Source organism: Desulfovibrio sp. TomC (assembly GCF_000801335.2).
Lineage (GTDB): Bacteria > Desulfobacterota > Desulfovibrionia > Desulfovibrionales > Desulfovibrionaceae > Solidesulfovibrio.
This window is the reverse complement of sequence record NZ_JSEH01000012.1, coordinates 63,375-80,654: the sequence shown is the minus strand read 5'-3', so window position 1 is coordinate 80,654 and position 17,280 is coordinate 63,375. Positions and strand designations below refer to the sequence as shown.

18 protein-coding genes are annotated in these 17,280 nt (G+C 62.6%); 12 read left to right on the top strand and 6 right to left on the bottom strand.

Annotated features, from left to right (window positions below; all coding sequences use genetic code 11):
- Positions 1 to 22: 22 nt before the first annotated feature.
- The 6 genes from NY78_RS12980 (at position 23) to NY78_RS12955 (ending at position 6,281) form a co-directional block, all read left to right on the top strand.
- Positions 23 to 703 (top strand): GGDEF domain-containing protein, encoded by a 681-nt coding sequence (locus tag NY78_RS12980; protein ID WP_053062204.1) that lies wholly within the window; start codon positions 23 to 25, stop codon positions 701 to 703.
- Between the two features lie 55 nt (positions 704 to 758).
- Complete coding sequence (locus NY78_RS12975) at positions 759 to 1,079, top strand: hypothetical protein (RefSeq protein WP_043636655.1); 321 nt, start codon at positions 759 to 761, stop codon at positions 1,077 to 1,079.
- Positions 1,080 to 1,257: 178 nt separating this feature from the next.
- Positions 1,258 to 2,508, top strand: coding sequence for a hypothetical protein (locus NY78_RS12970; RefSeq protein ID WP_043636654.1), 1,251 nt, complete (start codon positions 1,258 to 1,260; stop codon positions 2,506 to 2,508).
- Entirely contained in the window at positions 2,505 to 3,407 is a 903-nt protein-coding gene (locus NY78_RS12965) for a hypothetical protein (protein WP_043636653.1), read from the top strand. Before NY78_RS12970 ends, NY78_RS12965 begins: the two co-directional genes overlap by 4 nt.
- Before the next feature lie 75 nt (positions 3,408 to 3,482).
- Complete coding sequence (locus NY78_RS12960) at positions 3,483 to 4,964, top strand: MBOAT family O-acyltransferase (protein ID WP_043636652.1); 1,482 nt, start codon at positions 3,483 to 3,485, stop codon at positions 4,962 to 4,964.
- 75 nt (positions 4,965 to 5,039) lie between these two features.
- Positions 5,040 to 6,281, top strand: a complete 1,242-nt coding sequence (locus tag NY78_RS12955; protein WP_043636649.1) for a glycosyltransferase family protein — start codon at positions 5,040 to 5,042, stop codon at positions 6,279 to 6,281.
- 11 nt (positions 6,282 to 6,292) lie between these two features.
- Here the strand turns inward: NY78_RS12955 and NY78_RS12950 are convergent, their stop codons facing one another.
- Positions 6,293 to 7,168 carry a DMT family transporter gene (locus NY78_RS12950; protein ID WP_043636647.1) on the bottom strand — a complete coding sequence of 292 codons (876 nt, stop codon included), beginning with the start codon at positions 7,166 to 7,168 and terminating at the stop codon, positions 6,293 to 6,295.
- A 316-nt stretch (positions 7,169 to 7,484) separates the two neighbouring features.
- On the opposite strand from NY78_RS12950, the gene NY78_RS12945 reads away from it, so the two are divergent.
- The gene (locus NY78_RS12945; RefSeq protein WP_043636645.1) at positions 7,485 to 8,966 is read left to right on the top strand and encodes a DEAD/DEAH box helicase; all 1,482 of its coding nucleotides are present in this window, start codon (positions 7,485 to 7,487) and stop codon (positions 8,964 to 8,966) included.
- Between the two features lie 147 nt (positions 8,967 to 9,113).
- Positions 9,114 to 9,800, top strand: coding sequence for a hypothetical protein (locus NY78_RS12940; protein WP_043636643.1), 687 nt, complete (start codon positions 9,114 to 9,116; stop codon positions 9,798 to 9,800).
- A 123-nt stretch (positions 9,801 to 9,923) separates the two neighbouring features.
- Here NY78_RS12940 and NY78_RS12935 read toward each other — a convergent pair whose 3' ends face one another.
- From NY78_RS12935 to NY78_RS22885, 3 genes are all read right to left on the bottom strand, one after another.
- Positions 9,924 to 10,508 (bottom strand): TMEM175 family protein, encoded by a 585-nt coding sequence (locus NY78_RS12935; protein WP_043636640.1) that lies wholly within the window; start codon positions 10,506 to 10,508, stop codon positions 9,924 to 9,926.
- 98 nt (positions 10,509 to 10,606) lie between these two features.
- Positions 10,607 to 11,515 (bottom strand): pirin family protein, encoded by a 909-nt coding sequence (locus NY78_RS12930; protein WP_043636637.1) that lies wholly within the window; start codon positions 11,513 to 11,515, stop codon positions 10,607 to 10,609.
- A 614-nt stretch (positions 11,516 to 12,129) separates the two neighbouring features.
- Positions 12,130 to 12,378: a twin-arginine translocase TatA/TatE family subunit gene (locus tag NY78_RS22885; protein ID WP_047960179.1), complete on the bottom strand. Its 249-nt coding sequence runs from the start codon at positions 12,376 to 12,378 to the stop codon at positions 12,130 to 12,132.
- 145 nt (positions 12,379 to 12,523) lie between these two features.
- Here NY78_RS22885 and NY78_RS12920 point away from each other — a divergent pair, with 145 nt between their 5' ends.
- From NY78_RS12920 to NY78_RS12905, 4 genes are all read left to right on the top strand, one after another.
- Entirely contained in the window at positions 12,524 to 13,447 is a 924-nt protein-coding gene (locus NY78_RS12920; protein WP_047960178.1) for an ABC transporter ATP-binding protein, read from the top strand.
- Entirely contained in the window at positions 13,444 to 14,229 is a 786-nt protein-coding gene (locus NY78_RS12915; RefSeq protein WP_043636635.1) for an ABC transporter permease, read from the top strand. The genes NY78_RS12920 and NY78_RS12915 overlap by 4 nt, the downstream gene beginning before the upstream one ends.
- Before the next feature lie 175 nt (positions 14,230 to 14,404).
- Positions 14,405 to 15,043, top strand: coding sequence for a TetR/AcrR family transcriptional regulator (locus NY78_RS12910; RefSeq protein WP_043636632.1), 639 nt, complete (start codon positions 14,405 to 14,407; stop codon positions 15,041 to 15,043).
- 156 nt (positions 15,044 to 15,199) lie between these two features.
- Positions 15,200 to 16,201 (top strand): hypothetical protein, encoded by a 1,002-nt coding sequence (locus tag NY78_RS12905; RefSeq protein WP_043636628.1) that lies wholly within the window; start codon positions 15,200 to 15,202, stop codon positions 16,199 to 16,201.
- Positions 16,202 to 16,311: 110 nt separating this feature from the next.
- Here NY78_RS12905 and NY78_RS12900 read toward each other — a convergent pair whose 3' ends face one another.
- Together NY78_RS12900 and NY78_RS12895 are read right to left on the bottom strand one after the other, a co-directional pair.
- Entirely contained in the window at positions 16,312 to 16,902 is a 591-nt protein-coding gene (locus NY78_RS12900; protein WP_043636626.1) for a chemotaxis protein CheC, read from the bottom strand.
- A gap of 5 nt (positions 16,903 to 16,907) precedes the next feature.
- Positions 16,908 to 17,276: a response regulator gene (locus NY78_RS12895; RefSeq protein ID WP_043636624.1), complete on the bottom strand. Its 369-nt coding sequence runs from the start codon at positions 17,274 to 17,276 to the stop codon at positions 16,908 to 16,910.
- Between the last annotated feature and the right edge of the window lie 4 nt (positions 17,277 to 17,280).

The following is a 17,280-nucleotide window of genomic DNA, read 5'->3' as shown; positions in this document are numbered from 1 at the left end:
CTGTTCTTGAGACAAATGGAATATGTTAATAACTGAACTCGAAAAACAGATTCGCATATTGAAACGGAAGATCGCTCGAAGTGAAGAAAACCGGATTTTGCTCGAAGAGGCACTCGAAAGTCATATCAGGGCGCTGAGCGTGGGCATCGAAGAACTCATGAAGTCGCATGAAACCATCAAGGCTTCTGAAGAGAGATTCAGGCAACTTGCTTTGTATGACACGCTTACGAAACTGCCTAACCGCATTTTGTTCTTTGAGAGGCTTGAGCGATCGATTTTCCGGGCGAAACGCTTCCGGCATTCTTTGGCGATATTATTCATTGATTTAGATAGGTTCAAACAAATTAACGACAACTTTGGCCACCAGGCCGGCGATGCTGTTCTGCAAGAAGCCAGCTCAAGGATCGTGTCGAGTGTTCGGGAAGTCGACACCGTCTCGCGGTTGGCTGGTGACGAATTTTCTGTCCTGCTCGAAATGTTTCGAAGCCGGTCTGAGATAGAAATGATCGCCAGCAGGATCGTGTCGTCGTTGGCAACGCCGATGCGCTTACATTCAAACGTGCTCGAGATTGGCGCAAGCATCGGAATAAGCAGTTATCCGACTGATGGGGAAAAGCCGGATGAACTGCTCAGAAAAGCTGACATTGCCATGTATAACATCAAAAAAAGAACCGGAAATGCTTGGCAGTTTTACACGGATTGAGGGTTCCTCCTCCCGACGCGCAAGCCTTCCTCTCCCACATCCCCTCAGGAGGCGTATGAAATTCCTTGTCCTTTGCGTCCTTCTCGCCGGGCTGACCCTGCTTCCGGCCTGCTCCCTGGGAGGGCCGTCGGACGCGGAGGTGGAACTGGCTTTCCGAAGCGCCGTCCAGCGGAACGATATCTTGGGTATTTTAAACAATGTCATGGCCATTGAGCGGTTCGTCGTGGACAAGAAAGAACGCAAGGCCGACGGTGTGTACGAGGCAACCGTCACCATCGTCTCTTCCGCCTCGCTTGGGCCGTTGTCCGTCGGCGGGGCCAAGCAAACCGTGCTGCGCCTCAAAAAAATCGACGACCGGTGGGTCGTGTTGCAATAGCAGCGGCCGCCGGCCCTTGCCGGAGACGAGGCGTTTCGTTTTTTCCTTTTATTTCAATGTGCTAGCTTTGTTTGCTTGACATGTCGACGTTAGGATGGCACTGCTTGCCGTCGCCATGGCGCACAGGCTCCGACCGGGGGGTGTGCCGTCGGGCACATTTCCCCTGGATACGCCGCCGATGTATGCGCATAAGCGATTTCTTGCCGTCTTCCTTGCTGTCGTGGCCGTGGGCTGCGGCGCTGCGGCTGTGTTTTCCGTCGGCATCGATCCCTACGGCGTGTTTGGGACGCCGCCAATCCCGGGCCTGTCCACGGCCAAGACCAAGCCTGACCACGTCACCAAGCCCTACGTCGTCCTTCGCGGCAACTATGACGCCATCATCGTTGGGTCTTCGCGCTCCCGCGACATTTTTTGCCCGGATCTGGCCGCCTTGTACCCGGGCGAGGCCGTCAACTGCTACAACGGCGGCATGGCCCACGCCGATTTTGCCATGGCCCGGCGGATGCTCGTCCACGCCAATACGGTCACGCCGCTGAAACGTGCGGTCATTGCCTTGGATTTCTTCGGGTTCAATACCGGCTATACGCCCTTTGACAAGACCGATGCCGAACGCTTTCTTGGCCAGCCCGGCCGCCTTCCCGGCGACATCCTGAGCGATGTCTGTCGGCTGTTGTTTTCCCGCGACGCCCTGGCCAAGGGCGCTCAGTGCGTCATCAACAGTCGGCCGTCCCCCCGGCCTGCCGTCTCGCCCGCCGTCCCGGCTGCCCCGGCCGCAACGCCGTTGGCTCCGGCGATGGCCGCTGCGACGGAATTGTCGGCCCAACACAATCCTTTTGTCGGTTTCTATCCGGCCGTGCTTCAGTTTTACCACAACTACGCCTTGAGCAATCCCCGGACCGGCGTATCATCGCTTACGGACTTCAAAAGCCTGTTGCACTATTGCCGCGACAACGGCATTGAGACGTATGTGCTGATCAATCCCTTCCATGCCGTGCTGTTTGACGTGCTGCGCGAGGCCGGTCTGTGGGATACGTATCTTGCCTGGCGGCGCGCGATCATTGCGATGACGGTCGAGGCCAATGCCGGCGGTCCCGGACCGCGCATCGCGCTGTGGGATTTTTCCGGGTACAACGCCGTTACGACCGAGCCGGTGCTGACCGCGGCCGGCCTGCGCGATGAACTGACCTATTTTGCCGATACGTTTCACTACAAGCGAAACGTCGGCAACCTGATGCTGCGCCGCATGGTGGCCGGCGAAGACGCGGTGCCGGACTTTGGCCGGGAACTTGTCCCGGCCAAGAGTTCCTCCGCCGCGGTGGATCCTGCCGCTGACGCCGCCTGGCTTGAAGCCGGCCATGCCCGGTTTGCCCGGGATAACAGCGCCTATATCGACCTGGTGCTGGGCCGGGCTTCCCGGAGCGGGCCATGAGCCGTTTTTTTCCCTCGCCGGCAGCTTGTACTGCCGCTGCCCTGCGCCGGGAGTTCGCTGCCTTGTCCGCCAGGAAGGCCGAGATCGAGCGGTTGCTCGATGCCGCCGACGTGGCTGCGGCCCGGTCGGCGGCGGCCCGGTTTGAGGCCGAGGCCCGGGTCTTGCGACAGGCCCTGGCCGCCCACTCCCCGGAGCTCTCCCCGCCGCCCCGGGGGCTTTTTGTGATCGACGGCCCGGCTGTCGACGACCACGCCTTGCGCCTTACCCTGCCCGACCGGCTGCATGAGGCCATGGTCTGGCTGGCCGGCCGCCGCCGGCAGGCCCTGGTCATCCTGGGAGAACGGCGGCGGCGTGCGTTGCGGCTGGCTGCCGGGGCGCTTTGCCTGGGGCTGGTCGTGGCCGTCGGAGCCGGCGGTCGCGAGGTCTGGCGCGCGCGGCAACAGAGCCTGGCCCGCGAGGCCCGGGCCACTTTTGCCGTGGATTTGTTTGACGCAACCAAACCGCTGCCGCCGGATTTCAAAGTGGCCGGGCTGCTTGGCCTGGAGCGCGAAGGCGGGCGTCATTGGCGCTGGGGCCTGGGGCCGCGGACCGTAGTGGCCTTTGTCCTGCCCCTGCCGCGCACCGTGCGCCTGACCTTTCGGGTCAACAACCCCGTGCCCGGCCAGGCGCTGACCGTCACGGCCAATGGCGCGGTGACGGTTCTGCCCCTGCCCAAGGCCCAGGGCTGGATGGAAGGGGAGGAAGCCTGCGATCTGACCTTTCCGGGTCAGGTGGGGCTTAATTCCATCACCATCGACTACAAGGCCTATAACCAGTTCGGCGTGGCCTTTGCCCCTGGCGACCCCACCGGCTATGCCGCCGCGTTCACGGCCTTTGCCATTGCCACGGAGCAGCCGTGAGGCGTCGGCCAACTCTTTGTTTCTGGCTGCGCCGCGCCCTGCCCGCGTCGGGAGCCGATTGCAGCAGGTCCCGCCATGCTCTTTAATTCCTATATCTTTCTGTTCGCCTTTTTACCCCTTGCCTTTGCCGGCTTTGCCCTGCTGGCCGGGCGGGACGACCGCAGGCCGGCCAAAATCTGGCTGATCGTCTGTTCCCTGGCCTTTTACGGCTGGTTTGCCGTGGCCGACGTGCCGGTCATCCTGACCTCCATTGCGGGCAACTATCTGCTGGCCCGGGCCATCGCCGCCGCCCGGGGGGAGGCGGGCTGCGTCCGGCGCACCAAGCTCTTCCGACTCGGCGTGGCCGCCAACGTCGCCTTGCTCGCCTATTTCAAGTACACGCGCTTTTTTCTCACCGACGTCCTGTCCCTGTTCGGCCTGACCGTACCGTCGCCGATGATTGTCCTGCCGCTTGGCATTTCCTTTTTCACCTTCCAGCAGATCATTTTTCTGCGCGATATCCGAAGCGGCGCGGTGACGCGGTTTCGCTTCCTCGACTACGTCTTTTGCGTCACCTTTTTTCCCCACCTCATTGCCGGTCCCATCATCAAGTATAAAAATATTCTGGCCCAGCTGGGTTCCCGGGCCTTTTTCGGGCTGTCGTCGGTGTTTGCCGCCTCGGGCTTGGCCTGGCTGACGCTCGGGCTGGTCAAAAAGGTGCTTATCGCCGACCTGATCGCGCCCTTCGCCAACGAGGTTTTCGGGCAGGCCGCCGCGGGCGGCCCTCTGGGCTCGGCGGCGGCCTGGGCCGGCGTTTTGGCCTATACCTTCCAGATTTATTTCGATTTTTCCGGTTATTCGGACATGGCCATCGGCCTTGCCTTGCTCTTTAAGATCGAACTGCCGGTCAATTTCGATTCGCCCTACAAGTCGCGCAGCATCGTGGAGTTCTGGCGGCGCTGGCACATCACCCTGTCCTGGTTTTTGCGCGAGTGTCTCTACATTCCTCTGGGCGGCAACCGGCACGGGGCATTGCGCCAATACGCCAATCTGCTGGCGACCATGCTCCTTGGCGGGTTGTGGCACGGGGCGGGCTATGGCTTTATCCTGTGGGGCGGGGCGCACGGGCTGGCCTTGGCCGTCACCCATGCCGTGACCCGGCGGGCCGGACCGGGCGGGGAGTCGGGGAGGACCGCGCACCTGGCGGCCGTGGCCGCGACCTTCGCCCTGACGGCCCTGGCCTGGGTGCTGTTTCGGGCCGAGACGCTGCCGGCGGCCGGGCGGGTGTATGCGGCCCTGTTCGGGGCTGGCGGGGGCGGGGGGCCGGCCTACGGCTGGACGGTCTGGAGCGCCCTGGCCGGCTGCGCTGCGGTGAGTTTTCTTGCGCCCAACACCCAGCAGATCATGGCCGGCGTGCGCCCGCGCATCGAGGCCTTTCTGACCCCGGGCGAGCCGCCGGCGCCGCGCTTCTTGCAGTGGCGGCCGACCGTGGCCTGGGCGGCGCTCCTGGGCGCGCTGTTTTTCGTGGTGGTGACGAATCTCTCGAACGCTACGGATTTTCTGTATTTTCAGTTCTAGAGGGGGAACGGGCTTCCCGGTCGGCCTGCCCTGGACGACCGGCCAATTGCAATGCCGCACAGGGGCGTAAGGCCTATGCTGACGATCAAGAAGAGCGATTTCAAAAAAGTGAAGGACAAAAAGCCTTTTGCCAAAAGGCCGTATGCTTTTATTTTTATCAAGCGCTCTGATTATGTTTTCTTGGATGGCCTGGAGGATGCTTTTGAAGCCATTGGCGTGAAGGGATACGGACTGGACCTTTTCCCCTGGACGCAGAAACAAGAATTTATCGCGCGTTTGATCGCCTTGATTGTCCAGGTCAACCCGGATTTTGTTTTGACCTTGTCGCACAACGGCGTGGACCCGGAAGGCGATCTGGGCAACCTGCTTGGCGACCTGGATGTTCCGCTGGTCTCGTGGCTGTTGGACAGCCCGGGTCTTATCCTGAGTCCGTTTCGGGCGGTTGTCGGCGACAATGTCTTTCTTTTCTCGACGGACGCCTCAGCCCTGCCGGAGCTGTCCCAGCTTGGCTACAAGCACGCCTTTTATCTGCCGCTTGGGGTCAATGCCCACCCACGCGCGAGCGGGGATGGGCTTGCGCCGGCTGCCGTTCATGCGGCGGAAAATCGGCTGCTCTTTGTCGGCGAAACATTTTCCGCCAAGATCGGCCGGTATATCAAAACGACGCCAAGTCTTGTCAGATTGTTGCCGGCCTACAAGAAGATCGCCGGGCGTCTGGTCGCCGAGCGGGCAAAGACCGTGGTGGCGTTGCTTGCGGAAGAAGGCGGCCCGTATGCGGCCTGGTACCACGCGCTTGGCAGCGCGCCGGTGCGGCAGAAATTTGATCTCATCGTCAGTCTGTATGCAAACAAGTTGTATCGAACCGCTGTCCTGGCCCGGGCAATAGCGAAAGAGCATCTCATTGTCGGGCCGCTTGATTGGAAAAATGCCCTTAAAGACCGCTCCATCAACCTGATGCCGTCCAATTACGACCGGTCGTTTATAGCCGGTCTCTACAAGGCCGCGACCATCACGTTGAACATCACGAGCGTCCATATGCATGGCGCGGCCAATGAACGGGTGTTTGACGTCCCTTTTGCCGGCGGATTCCTGTTGACGGATTCGAGCGACCAGATTGCCGGTCTTTTTGAAGTGGGCCAGGAGATTGCGACGTATTCGGGTGCCGATGATTTTGTCGAGCAGTATAAGAGGTATGCCCAAGACGGCGCAACCAGAGCGAAATATTCCGAGAACGCCCGGAAGCGAATAGACGCCGAACACACGTATGTGCACCGGGCGGCCACGATGGTTTCGATCTTGAAAGCGGCGCGGGCCTAAAGCAGGCCAGCTTACCGCCCCAGGCGCTGCACTCCCAGCCCGGCCAGGATCAGCCCCAGTCCCACCACGGTGGACGGCAAAATCGCCTCGCCGACCAAGAAATGGATCAGCAGCAGCGAACAAAAAGGCGACAGGAAGATCAGGTTTGCCACCCGGGCGGCATTTTCCGCGCATTTGAGGGCGGTGAGCCAGGTCACAAAGGCCAGCCCCATTTCGAAGACGCCGACGTAGGCCGCGCCGGCCAGCCCCGGCCACGAGCCCGGGAAGGGGTCGGAAAAACACAGCACGGCCAGGAAGGTGAGCGGCAGACTGCACAGGAAATTGGCCAGAAGCCCCACCACCGGGTCGCGGTCGTCCCTGGTCCCGAGAATCCAGTACAAGGCCCAGATCACCGTGGAAACAAGGGCCAGGGCCACCCCGGACGGACTGGCAAAACGCATCCCAAGCAGATCGCCGTGGGTGGCGATGACCACCACGCCGCAGTAGCTGACCAGGATGGCGATCAAGTCGCGGCCCCGCAGCTTCTGGCCGAGCATGGGCACGGCCAGAAGCGACAGGGTGATGGCCCAGGTGTAGTTCAGCGGCTGGGCCTCCTGGGCCGGGAGCAGGTCATAGGCGGCAAAGAGGATGGTGTAGTAGAGGAAGGGGTTGAGCGCGCCAAGGAACAGCGAACGCCGCCACTGGGCGCGGGTGAGCCGGCGCAACTGGCCAAGCCGGCCCGTGGCGGCCAGGATTGCGGCCAGGGTCAGGCACGAGGCCAGGCTGGCGAAAAAAAGCAGTTGCAGCGGGCTGACGTGGGCCAGGGCCAGCTTGAAGGCCGAGGCCACCGTGGACCACATGGCCACCGTGACCAGCCCAAAGCGCATGGCCCGTTTCTGGTCCTTCATGGAAACTCCCTGGTTTCCGGCTGGCTACACGGGGATCGGATAAAAACCAAGGGTATTTCGATTCGGCTGGTTGACACCAGCCATAAAGTCCGTATTCTGACTGCTTGGCATTCATCGGCCCAGGGCATCGTTCCCGCGACACGGTCTCGCTGCAAACCGGTCGCTCCCACCCGGAACGCCTTCTCCCCCCCGATGGCCACTGGCCCCGATCTTCCGATTCCTGACGCGGCCCGCAGCTTCCGTTTCTCGCATCGCCGATCGCCGCCGCGCGCGATTTCAAGCAGCGCGGTTACACGTCTTGCCAAAGGATATCCTTTTGAGCTTCGATTCTTTTGCCCTGCACTCTGCCCTTGTCGCCAACATCAAGCGCATCGGCTACGAAAACCCGACCCCTATCCAGACCGAATCCATCCCCCACATCCTCGAAGGACGTGACCTGATGGGTCTGGCCCAGACCGGAACCGGCAAAACCGCCGCTTTCCTGTTGCCCATCCTGCATCGTCTGCTGACCACCCCGGCCAAGTCGCGTTCGCCGCGGACCTTGATCCTGGCCCCGACCCGGGAGTTGGCTGAACAGATTTTCCGCTCCGCCCTGGACTTCATGCGCGGCACCAAGCTGCGCGCCGCCGTCATCTACGGCGGCATGGGCATGTTCCCGCAGACCCGCGCCCTGCGTCAGGGCGTGGACATCGTGGTGGCCTGCCCGGGCCGCCTGCTTGACCACTTGAACCAGGGCAACGTCCGTTTCGACGGCCTGGAGACGCTGGTTCTGGATGAAGCCGACCACATGTTCGACATGGGCTTTTTGCCGGACATCAAGCGCATCCTGGCGGCCCTGCCGGCCAAGCGCCAGACCCTGCTTTTCTCCGCCACCATGCCCCCGGCCATCTCCGGCCTGGCTGGCGAGACGCTTTCCGACCCGGTTGCCGTGCGCATCGGCAACATGGCCCCTCTGGCCACTGTGGAACACGCCATCTACCCGGTGTCCCACAACCAGAAGGCTCCGCTGCTCCTGCATCTGCTGGGCGAGGCCGGAAAATCGTCGGTCATCGTTTTCACCCGCACCAAGCACCGGGCCAAGAATCTGGCCCTGCAACTGTGCCGTTCCGGCCATAAGGCGACCTGCCTGCAGGGCAACCTGTCCCAGCGCCAGCGCCAGATCGCCATGGAAGGCTTCCGCCGCGGCGCGTTCCAGGTGCTGGTGGCCACGGATATCGCCGCCCGGGGCATTGACGTCTCCCAGGTGGGCCACGTCATCAACTTCGATATTCCGGACACGGCCGAGGCCTACACCCACCGCATCGGCCGCACCGGCCGGGCCGAACATGACGGCCAGGCCCATACCTTCGTGACCGGCGAAGACGTCGGCATGGTCCGGGCCATCGAGTCCCACATGAAAAAGGCCCTGCCCCGTCGCGAGCTGGCCGGCTTTGAGCCCGAGCCGGGCGAATTCCGCCGCAGCGCCCCGGCCCCGCGCTACCCGTCCCGTGGCCGCCAGAACTACGGCGACCGCCCCCGGCAGAGCTATGGCGAGCGTTCCTACGGCGATCGTTCGCGCACGGACCGTCCGGCCCGGGCTGAATCGGCCCAGGGCGACCGTTCGCGCTCCGACCGTCCGGCTGGCGAACGCCCGCGTACCGACCGCCCGGCTGGCGACCGTCCGCGCAACGATCGCCCGGCTGGCGACCGTCCGCGCAGTGACGACCGCCGCACCACCTTCGGCCTGGCCGACGGCGGCAACCAGCGCGACGGCAACCAGCGTCCCCGCCGCCCCTACCAGGGCGCTTCCGCCGCCTAGGCTGACAGAGCAAACATCCAAAGGCCGCTCCGATTCGTCGGGGCGGCCTTTTTTTCGGTGGTGGACAAGGCCGCCGCCTTGCGGCACATCCCATGGACCGCCACCACCCGGGGTTGTCACGGGAACGCGGAAAGGATGCCCGGCCCTATGAGCAGCCACAAACAGTACCGCCTCGACCTCGACCGGATCGAGGAATCCCTGCGCGCCGTGCAGGCAAATTTTGAAGGCGTCAACGAAAAGCTGCTCATGCGCCGCGAACCGCTGACCGACCAGATCATCGGCAACCTGCTCGAAGGCTATGCCTACGTGGACCAGCTCCTTGAAGACGGGGTGGAGGTGTTCTCGCCGTCAGGACTCGACCATATCCTGGAACTCAACCACATTGTGCTGTGCGGCGTAAACGACAGCGTGCGCCTGGAATACGGCTCCCATCTGCTGGAAACGCGCCACCGCTTTGCCGACGGCATCGGCGGCATTGCCGACTGGTACGAGCGCAAACGCCACAAAAGCGCCACCCGCCGGGCCGCCGGGGTCTATGTCCTGGGGGTCAGCCAGCCGCAGCTCTTTCTCGAAGGCAACCACCGCACCGGGGCGTTGGTCGCCAGCTACATCCTGGTCCAGGAGGGCCTGCCGCCCTTTGTGCTCACGCCCAAGAACGCCGTGGCCTACTTCAACCCCTCGACGCTGATCAAGTACCGCGACAAGCAGAAGTTTCTGGACCGACAGTACTATCTCAAGAAGTACCGCCGGGTGCTCCAGGACTTTTTCGAAGAGACCTTGGACAAGCGGTTTCGTCGCTCCCTGCGTCTGGACAAGGACGCGGCAGGGCACTGATCGCCGGTTCTGTGTTCCACTCCGGGTTTGCGTTCATCCACTCCCTCGCCTGAAAGCGGGAAAATTGGGGTCGGCTGTCCCTGCCTCACATTTCAAGTGGTTTGGCCAGATGCAATTGCGGTACTAGGTATCTTTATTTTCTAAAAACCGTTCAATGCGACGGTCCGGAATGAGCCAAATCATGGCGACAAGGACATAGATCCCCTCAGCGACCCACTCCGCAAAAAAAGCTGTCGGTATGGCAATCAAGTAGAGCACCGGAGATATTTTTCCTTTAAAGTCCCGGCCAACCGCGATTTTAAGGAGTGAACTATGGCCCTGGGCGGCAATGATCGTTCGCTGTAGGATCCAATAGGCAATGGAGGACAGCAGGAGAACCGTGCCGTATAAGGCACAAGGCGCAGCGGAAAAATGGTTTTGCCCCATCCACCCTGTCGTGAATGGGATCAATGACAGCCAGAACAACAGATGTAGATTGGCCCAAAGAATGCCGCCATTGACGTGTTGCGTTGCGTGGAGCATGTGATGATGATTGCTCCAATATATTCCAACATACACAAAACTGAGTATGTAGCTTAAAAATGTAGAGAACAGCGGCTGCAAGGCACTCATGGAGTCGCCATGAGGGACCCTCAATTCCAAAACCATAATGGTAATAATGATGGCGATGACGCCATCGCTAAAGGCTTCCAGCCGGCCAGTTCCCATGTCACTCCCGTCCCCTTTGGCATACCCGCACCGGCTTGAGCGCAACGCTGTTGCCAGCGCCATTCGGTTATGGAAACAAACCGTTGGCGTCCGTGCGCCTAGGTGTGCTTGACAAACGTGCCCCGGGCATATTCGTCAAAGGCAACGCGCAACTCAGCCTGCGTGTTCATGACAATGGGGCCGTACCAGGCGATGGGCTCGCCAAGCGGTTTCCCGCTGATGAGCACGAAGCGCAAGGCTCTGTCCAAAGCGACGATTTCCACCGTTTGCCCACTGCGTTCATAGAGCACGGTGGTTTCGGGGCCACAGCGGCAGTCCCTGTCCACATCCATCCAACCTGCCCCCGACATCTCGAAGGCAAAGGCATCGCGGCGGTCGTCAAAATAGCCGTGCCCATCCAAAATGTAGGCAATGACCGTGTGCCCCTCCTTGACGGGATGCCTGAAGACGCCACCAGCCGGAATCGATACATCCAACATTTCGGGATCGATGACGATGTCTTGAACGGGGCCGCGCACGCCCGCCACCTCGCCGCTGATGATCTTGATCTTTGTTCCCGAGTCCAGGGAGACCTCGGGAATGTCTGCTGCTTTGACGTCCCGATAGCGAGGCGGCATCATCTTTTGGCGGGCCGGCAAGTTGGCCCAGAACTGAAACCCCCACAGCATCCCGGAAGGCGTTTCCTTGGGCATCTCCTGGTGGATGATGCCGCTGCCGGCGGTCATCCATTGCACGCTGCCGGAGGCTATGACCCCTTTGTTGCCCATGCTGTCGCCGTGTTCCACCAACCCTTCCAGCACATAGGTGATGGTCTCGATGCCGCGATGCGGATGCCAAGGGAATCCCGGCAGATATTCGGCCGGATTGCTGGTATGGAAATCGTCCAGCATTAAAAAAGGATCGAACTGCGGCACCTGGGAATTGCCAAAGGCCCGTTTGAGATGCACGCCCGCGCCCTCAACGGCCGGGCGACTCTTGAACACCTTGACGATACGACGTGTTGGCATGGCGATTCTCCTTCCAGGGTGCTTGTTGACGCTCTTTTGGGGAGGCTGGAAGCCCGGGATGAGCAACGGGGTGCGGCGGCGCACGATTTGGCATTGCGTGGCCTGCAGGTTGGTCCCCTTGCCGCCGAAAGGCAGACCCCGTGATCATATTACCTCCTCACAGGCGGTTTGTCACGGGAAGGAGCCGCTCAATCCGGGGCCTCGTGTCACGTATTGCAAATGGAGAGGCAGGGGAATCGATCAAATGCACGTGGAATAAAGCGTTAAACTCCGATTTTGAGCCAATTATATGCAGAGTTCATTGTGCAAGGCCACACGAAGGGAGTTGCCGCAGGATCGAAAAGAGAACCGCGGCATCCCCATGCCGGCGACCCTGCCATTTCACACGGCTAAGGTCGCCAGGCCTTCTCGGCCAGCCCTGTCCCACCCGTGGCCGTCCCGGACACCTCTGGACAAGCGCTTCCGCCGTTCCCTGCGCCTGGACTAAGGACGCGGCAGGGCGGGGGTGAGGACCGGACCCCGCCCAAGCCCCTGCACGGATACTTCTCGGCAGGATCGTAACACCTGCATCGGCCCGCAGCATCCAGTCCGACCGGGATTCTGCGTCTTGGGCTCTAGGCCTTGTCGGCCGGCCGGACTTCCTCGGCCATGTCCATGGCCCGGGGAGCGGGTTGGGCGGCCGGCTTGGTCTCGGCCGTAATCTGGCTGGACCCCACGTGGTGTTCCTCCATGGCCGACTTGAACTCACGGATGGATTTTCCCAGATCGTGGCCGAGGTTGGCCAGTTTGCCCGGACCGTAGATGATCAGGACCACCACCAGAATGACGATGAGATGCATGGGCTGCAATAAACCGGAAAACATAGGCACACCTCCGTATTGTCACAGCCTGTTACCTGCCGCCGCCTCTGCTGAACCTTGCCCGGGCATGACAATCCGGCAAGGGAACCGGGCGACGGTCCGGGAAAACGATCTGGCGCAGGGCGGCGTCCTGGCGTAGAAGAGGCCCATGGAACAGCCGCACGACGAACCGATCCTCGCTGTCGAGGCTGCGCGCAAGAGCTACGGCGCTTTCGAGGCGGTGCAAAACGTCAGCTTTGCCGTGCGCCGGGGCGAGTGCTTCGGCCTGCTTGGCCCCAACGGGGCCGGCAAGACCACCACCATCCGTATGATTTATGGCTTCTCGCCGGCCTCAGGCGGGACTATCAGGGTTTTTGGCCAGGATATCCGCACCGGCTTTCGCCGCATCAAGGCCCGGCTTGGGGTCTGCCAACAGGGCAATACCCTGGACCCGGACCTAAGCGTCCTGGAAAATCTGCTCGTTTTTGCCGGCTACTTCGGCATTCCCCGGGCCGAGGCCCAGGCCCGGGCCGACGAGCTGCTGGCCTTTTTCGCCCTGGAAGCCAAAAAACGCTTCCAGTACGAGGAACTTTCCGGCGGCATGGCCCGCCGTCTCATGCTGGCCCGGGCCATCATCAATCGCCCGGAACTGCTCATTCTCGACGAGCCGACCACCGGTCTTGACCCGCAGTCGCGCAACACCCTCTGGGACCGCCTGCTCGATCTCAAGCGGCAAGGCCTGACCATCCTGCTCACCACCCACGCCATGGAGGAGGCCGAGCGGTTTTGCGACCGGTTGTGCATTATCGACCACGGCCAGGTGGTGGCGGCGGGGGAGCCGGCCGGGCTGTTGGCCGAGCATGTCGGGCGTCACGCCCTGGAAGTGGAGTCCCCGGAAGAGGCCATGGCCGTGCATCTCGCCCAGGCCGGCATCCGGTTTGACCGATCCGGCCGGCGGCTCATTGTCTACGGCGACGACAAGGCGGCCCTGCTCGCCTTGCGGGAGCGATTTTGCGCCGAGTCGGGTTTTATCCGGCCGGCCACCCTGGAAGACGTCTTTTTGCGCCTGACCGGCAGGGAGCTTCGGGAATGACGACCGATGCGCGTTTTACCGGACTGTTCTGGGCGGTATGGCGGCGCAACCTGCGGGTTTATCGCCGCATCTGGGCCATTAATTTCCTGCCGCCCATGCTGGAGCCGCTGTTTTACCTTATTGCCTTTGCCCTGGGCTTTTCCGGACTGATCACGCAAGTGGTCTGGAACGGCCGGGCCATGTCCTACACTGATTTTTTCGCGCCTTCCATGCTGGCGGCAACGGTCATGTGGCAGGCCTTTCTGGAGACGTCGTACAGTTCATTTGTGCGCATGTTCTACCAGAAGACCTACGACGCGCTGCTGGCCACGCCGCTGACCGTCGAGGAAATCATCGTGGCCGAGATCGTCTGGGGGGCCACCCGGGCGGTCATTGCGGCCACGCTCATGTTGGGGGTCATCGCCGCCCTGGGCTATGCCCCGAGTTGGCAGGCCCTGGCCGTCCTGCCCATCGCTTTCCTTGGCGGTCTGGCCTTTGGGGCCATGGGCATGGCCGTCACCAGCGTCACCTCGTCCATCGACATGTTCAACCTGCCGATCTTCCTGGTCATCACCCCGATGTTTCTTTTCTCCGGGACCTTTTTTCCGCTGGGCGGCCTGCCGGCCTGGGCGGCGGGCATGGCCACCATACTCCCCTTGTACCATCTGGCCGAATTGACCCGGTCGGCCTGCCTGGGCCTTTTAGGTCCGGGGTCCCTGGGGCATGTCCTGTTCCTGGCCGTCTTTGCCGCGGTCTTCCTGGTCCTGGCCCTGGCCGGGATGCGGCGGCGGCTGGTCCGCTAGGGCCGCATCCAACCGCCCGTGTTGGCCGGGAAGCAGGACTGGTACTGGAATGAAGCCTCTTTCCTGAATCAGGACGCGCATGTTTTCGTAACGCCGGCGGCCCCTTGGTCGCCGGCGTTCTTTTTGTGGGGAGAAAGCCGTTGACAATGTCACTCGCCGGTGACTAGAAGGGGCCATGGACACCAGCCACAGTCGCACCGCCCGTGCGCCCAAGGACCGCGAAGCCACCAAACGCCGGCTCATTGCCGCTGTGGGCCGGGTGCTGGCCCGGCAGGGCTTCCGGGCGGTCGGGGTCAACACCGTGGCCCGGGAGGCCGGGGTGGATAAGGTGCTCATCTACCGCTATTTCGACGGCCTGCCCGGATTGGTGGCCGCCTTTTCCCGGGAGGGCGACTTCTGGCCGGACCTGGCCGAACTGACCGGCGGGGATGAACCGGCCTTTCTGGCCCTGCCCTTTGCCGAGCGGGTGGTGGTGGCGGCCCGGAACTATCTGCGCGGCATCCGGTCGCGGCCGCTGACCCAGGAAATCCTGGCCTGGCGGTTTATCGAGCACAACGAACTGACCGAGGCCCTGGACACGGCCCGGGCCGAGGGCGGGGAGGGCATCCTGGAACTGGTGGCCAGGGGCGAGGTCATACCGCCGGTGGATCTCAGGGTTTTTTATGCCGTACTTGGGGCGGCGCTCAACCATCTGGCCGTGCGGGAGCGGCGGGAGCCGACCTTTGCCGGCCTGTCCCTGGACGATCCGGCCAGTTGGGACCGTCTGGACGCCATGATCGGCCGCATCATCCGGGGCGTGCTCGGCCAGGACTGAGGCAGGGCCTTTTTTTTGAGAGTCAATGTCACCGATCGGTGACGTTTCTGTCAGCGGGGCCTCCGGCAGGAGGGGAAAACCTCGGGAAACAGCGCGCCCGGGTCCGGGCGTACAGCGCGAGCCGGCTGCAATCGGCGGATCACAAAGGAGTGTCGCATGCATCAGATCACACAGAACAACATGGTGCCGGCCAAGAATCGTCTGACCACATTTGGACCATGGTGTCTGGGGCTGGGACTTCTTGCCCTGGCCCTGTTGTTGGCTGCCTTGGGCGAGGCCCGGGGGGACGACCGGGCCGGGGCGGCCTTGGAAGAGGATCTGGCCGCCATGGACAAGGCCGGCCGCAAGAAAGGCGCGGATCACGGGCGTGGCCTGCGCGTCGAGGCCGGCGGCAGCTACACGGCCCCGGCCACCGTGTCCGGGGCCACGGTTTCGGTCTGGCAGCAAGAGGGGCGGGTCGCCTATGATACCGGCACGCTCGCCCTGGATCTGGGCGGCACGACCGGCCAGTACGAATTATCCAAGGCTGGCCGCCTGACCCTTGGCGGCCGGGCACCATTTGAGCATCTGACCCGGCTTGACGCCGGAGTCACCCTCAAGGGCGGCTTGTGGCGCGACGTAGCCGGCTTCGTCGGCTTGCGGGGTGATCTCGGTTTTGAAAAGCAGCCCGATTTGAGAGGCCTTGGCGGCACGGCCCTGGCCGGCATTATCGTGCCCCTGGGCAGCCAATGGGCCGTGACCCTGGGCGGCGGCGCATCCGTGACCCCGGTGGATGTCCAGCCCGTGCCGGTGGTCGGGCTGCGCTACGAACCGGCGTCCGTGCCCGGACTGACGGCCAATCTCGGGTTGCCGCGCACCGAGGTGGCCTGGCGGGGCGGGTCGTGGTGGACGCTTCGGGCCACCGGCGACATCGAGAGCGGAACGTACAGGCTTGACGACGACAATCGGACGGTTCCGGGCGGCACGGTCAACCTTTTGGCCGCCCGGGTCGGGGCCGGAGTCGACCTGGAGCCGGCTCCGGGACTTTGCCTGGGACTTGGGGCGTTTTACGCCCTGCCTGGAACCATGACGTTTTACCGGGAGAGCGGCTCCCGGATCAAACGCTATGCAGTTGGCGGCGCGCCGGGCGGGACGGTGCAGCTTCGTTATGAGTTCTAGACGGCCCCATCCCCGCAAAAGGCGTCAGTATTGGTAAGCAATACAGTCGTGTTCCAACCGATCGTTTGCGGTCAGCCGATACGGATGCCGCGGCCCGGCACTGCGGCAGGTCAGCCGGCAGCCAGGGTGTCGATGGCGCTGAGCAGGGAGTCAAACGAGGAGAGGCTGAAGATGATGAGCACCTCGCCGTCGATGAGGTGGTCTTTCATGCTGAACTGGGTGCTGGCCACGAGGATCATGCCGTTGCCCTGGCCAATGATGGAGCTGATGTCGGCCTCAATGTAGTCCGGCGGGGAATAGCGCAGGGGCTCGCCCAGGATGTTGGCAATGGAGCCCATGACGCCGTTTAGGACGATATTGCCCACTTCCTGGAGGGTGGCCGTGCGCATGGAGTCGTCTGCGCCGGGCATGGCCCCGTTGCCGAGCACCACATTGATGAGCTTGTCTGCGGATTTGGGCGGAAAAATAAGGGCGCTGATGCCGGCGAATTGGCCGGTAAACGACAGCTGGACCGCTGAGAAGACCGAGTTGGGGCGCGTGGCGTACAGCGCCGCCAGCTGGTTTGGCGTCAACACCCGCAAGACCGGCACTTGCAGCTGGATGTGGGTGTTGACCATCTGGTTGAGCATTCCGGCGGCCCGGCCCACGCCGATATTGATCAGCTCCTGCATGATGTCGAGCTGCAAGGAGGAAAGCGGCATGGCGGTCAATCCTTGCGGGAGACAAGCAGGCTGGCCAGGGTCTCGCGCAGGACGGCCTGGTCAACGGGCTTGTTGAGAAACTCCCGGGCGCCGAGTTCCATACACCGGGAACGGGTGGTTTCCTGGATGTCGGCCGTGACCACGCAGACCTGGATGCCGGGCTGTTCCCGGGACAGGACTTCCAGCACGGCCACCCCCCCCGGATCGGGCATGTTGAGGTCCAGGAGCAGGACGTGGGGGCGGTGTTCCCGGGCCAGACGCAGGCATTCTTCGCCGTCCTTGGCCTCGAGGACGTCAAACCCGGCTTCCTTGGCGGTTTTGGCGGTCTGGAATCGCTGGAACATGGAGTCGTCGGCAATAAGCAATACGGGCATGGCG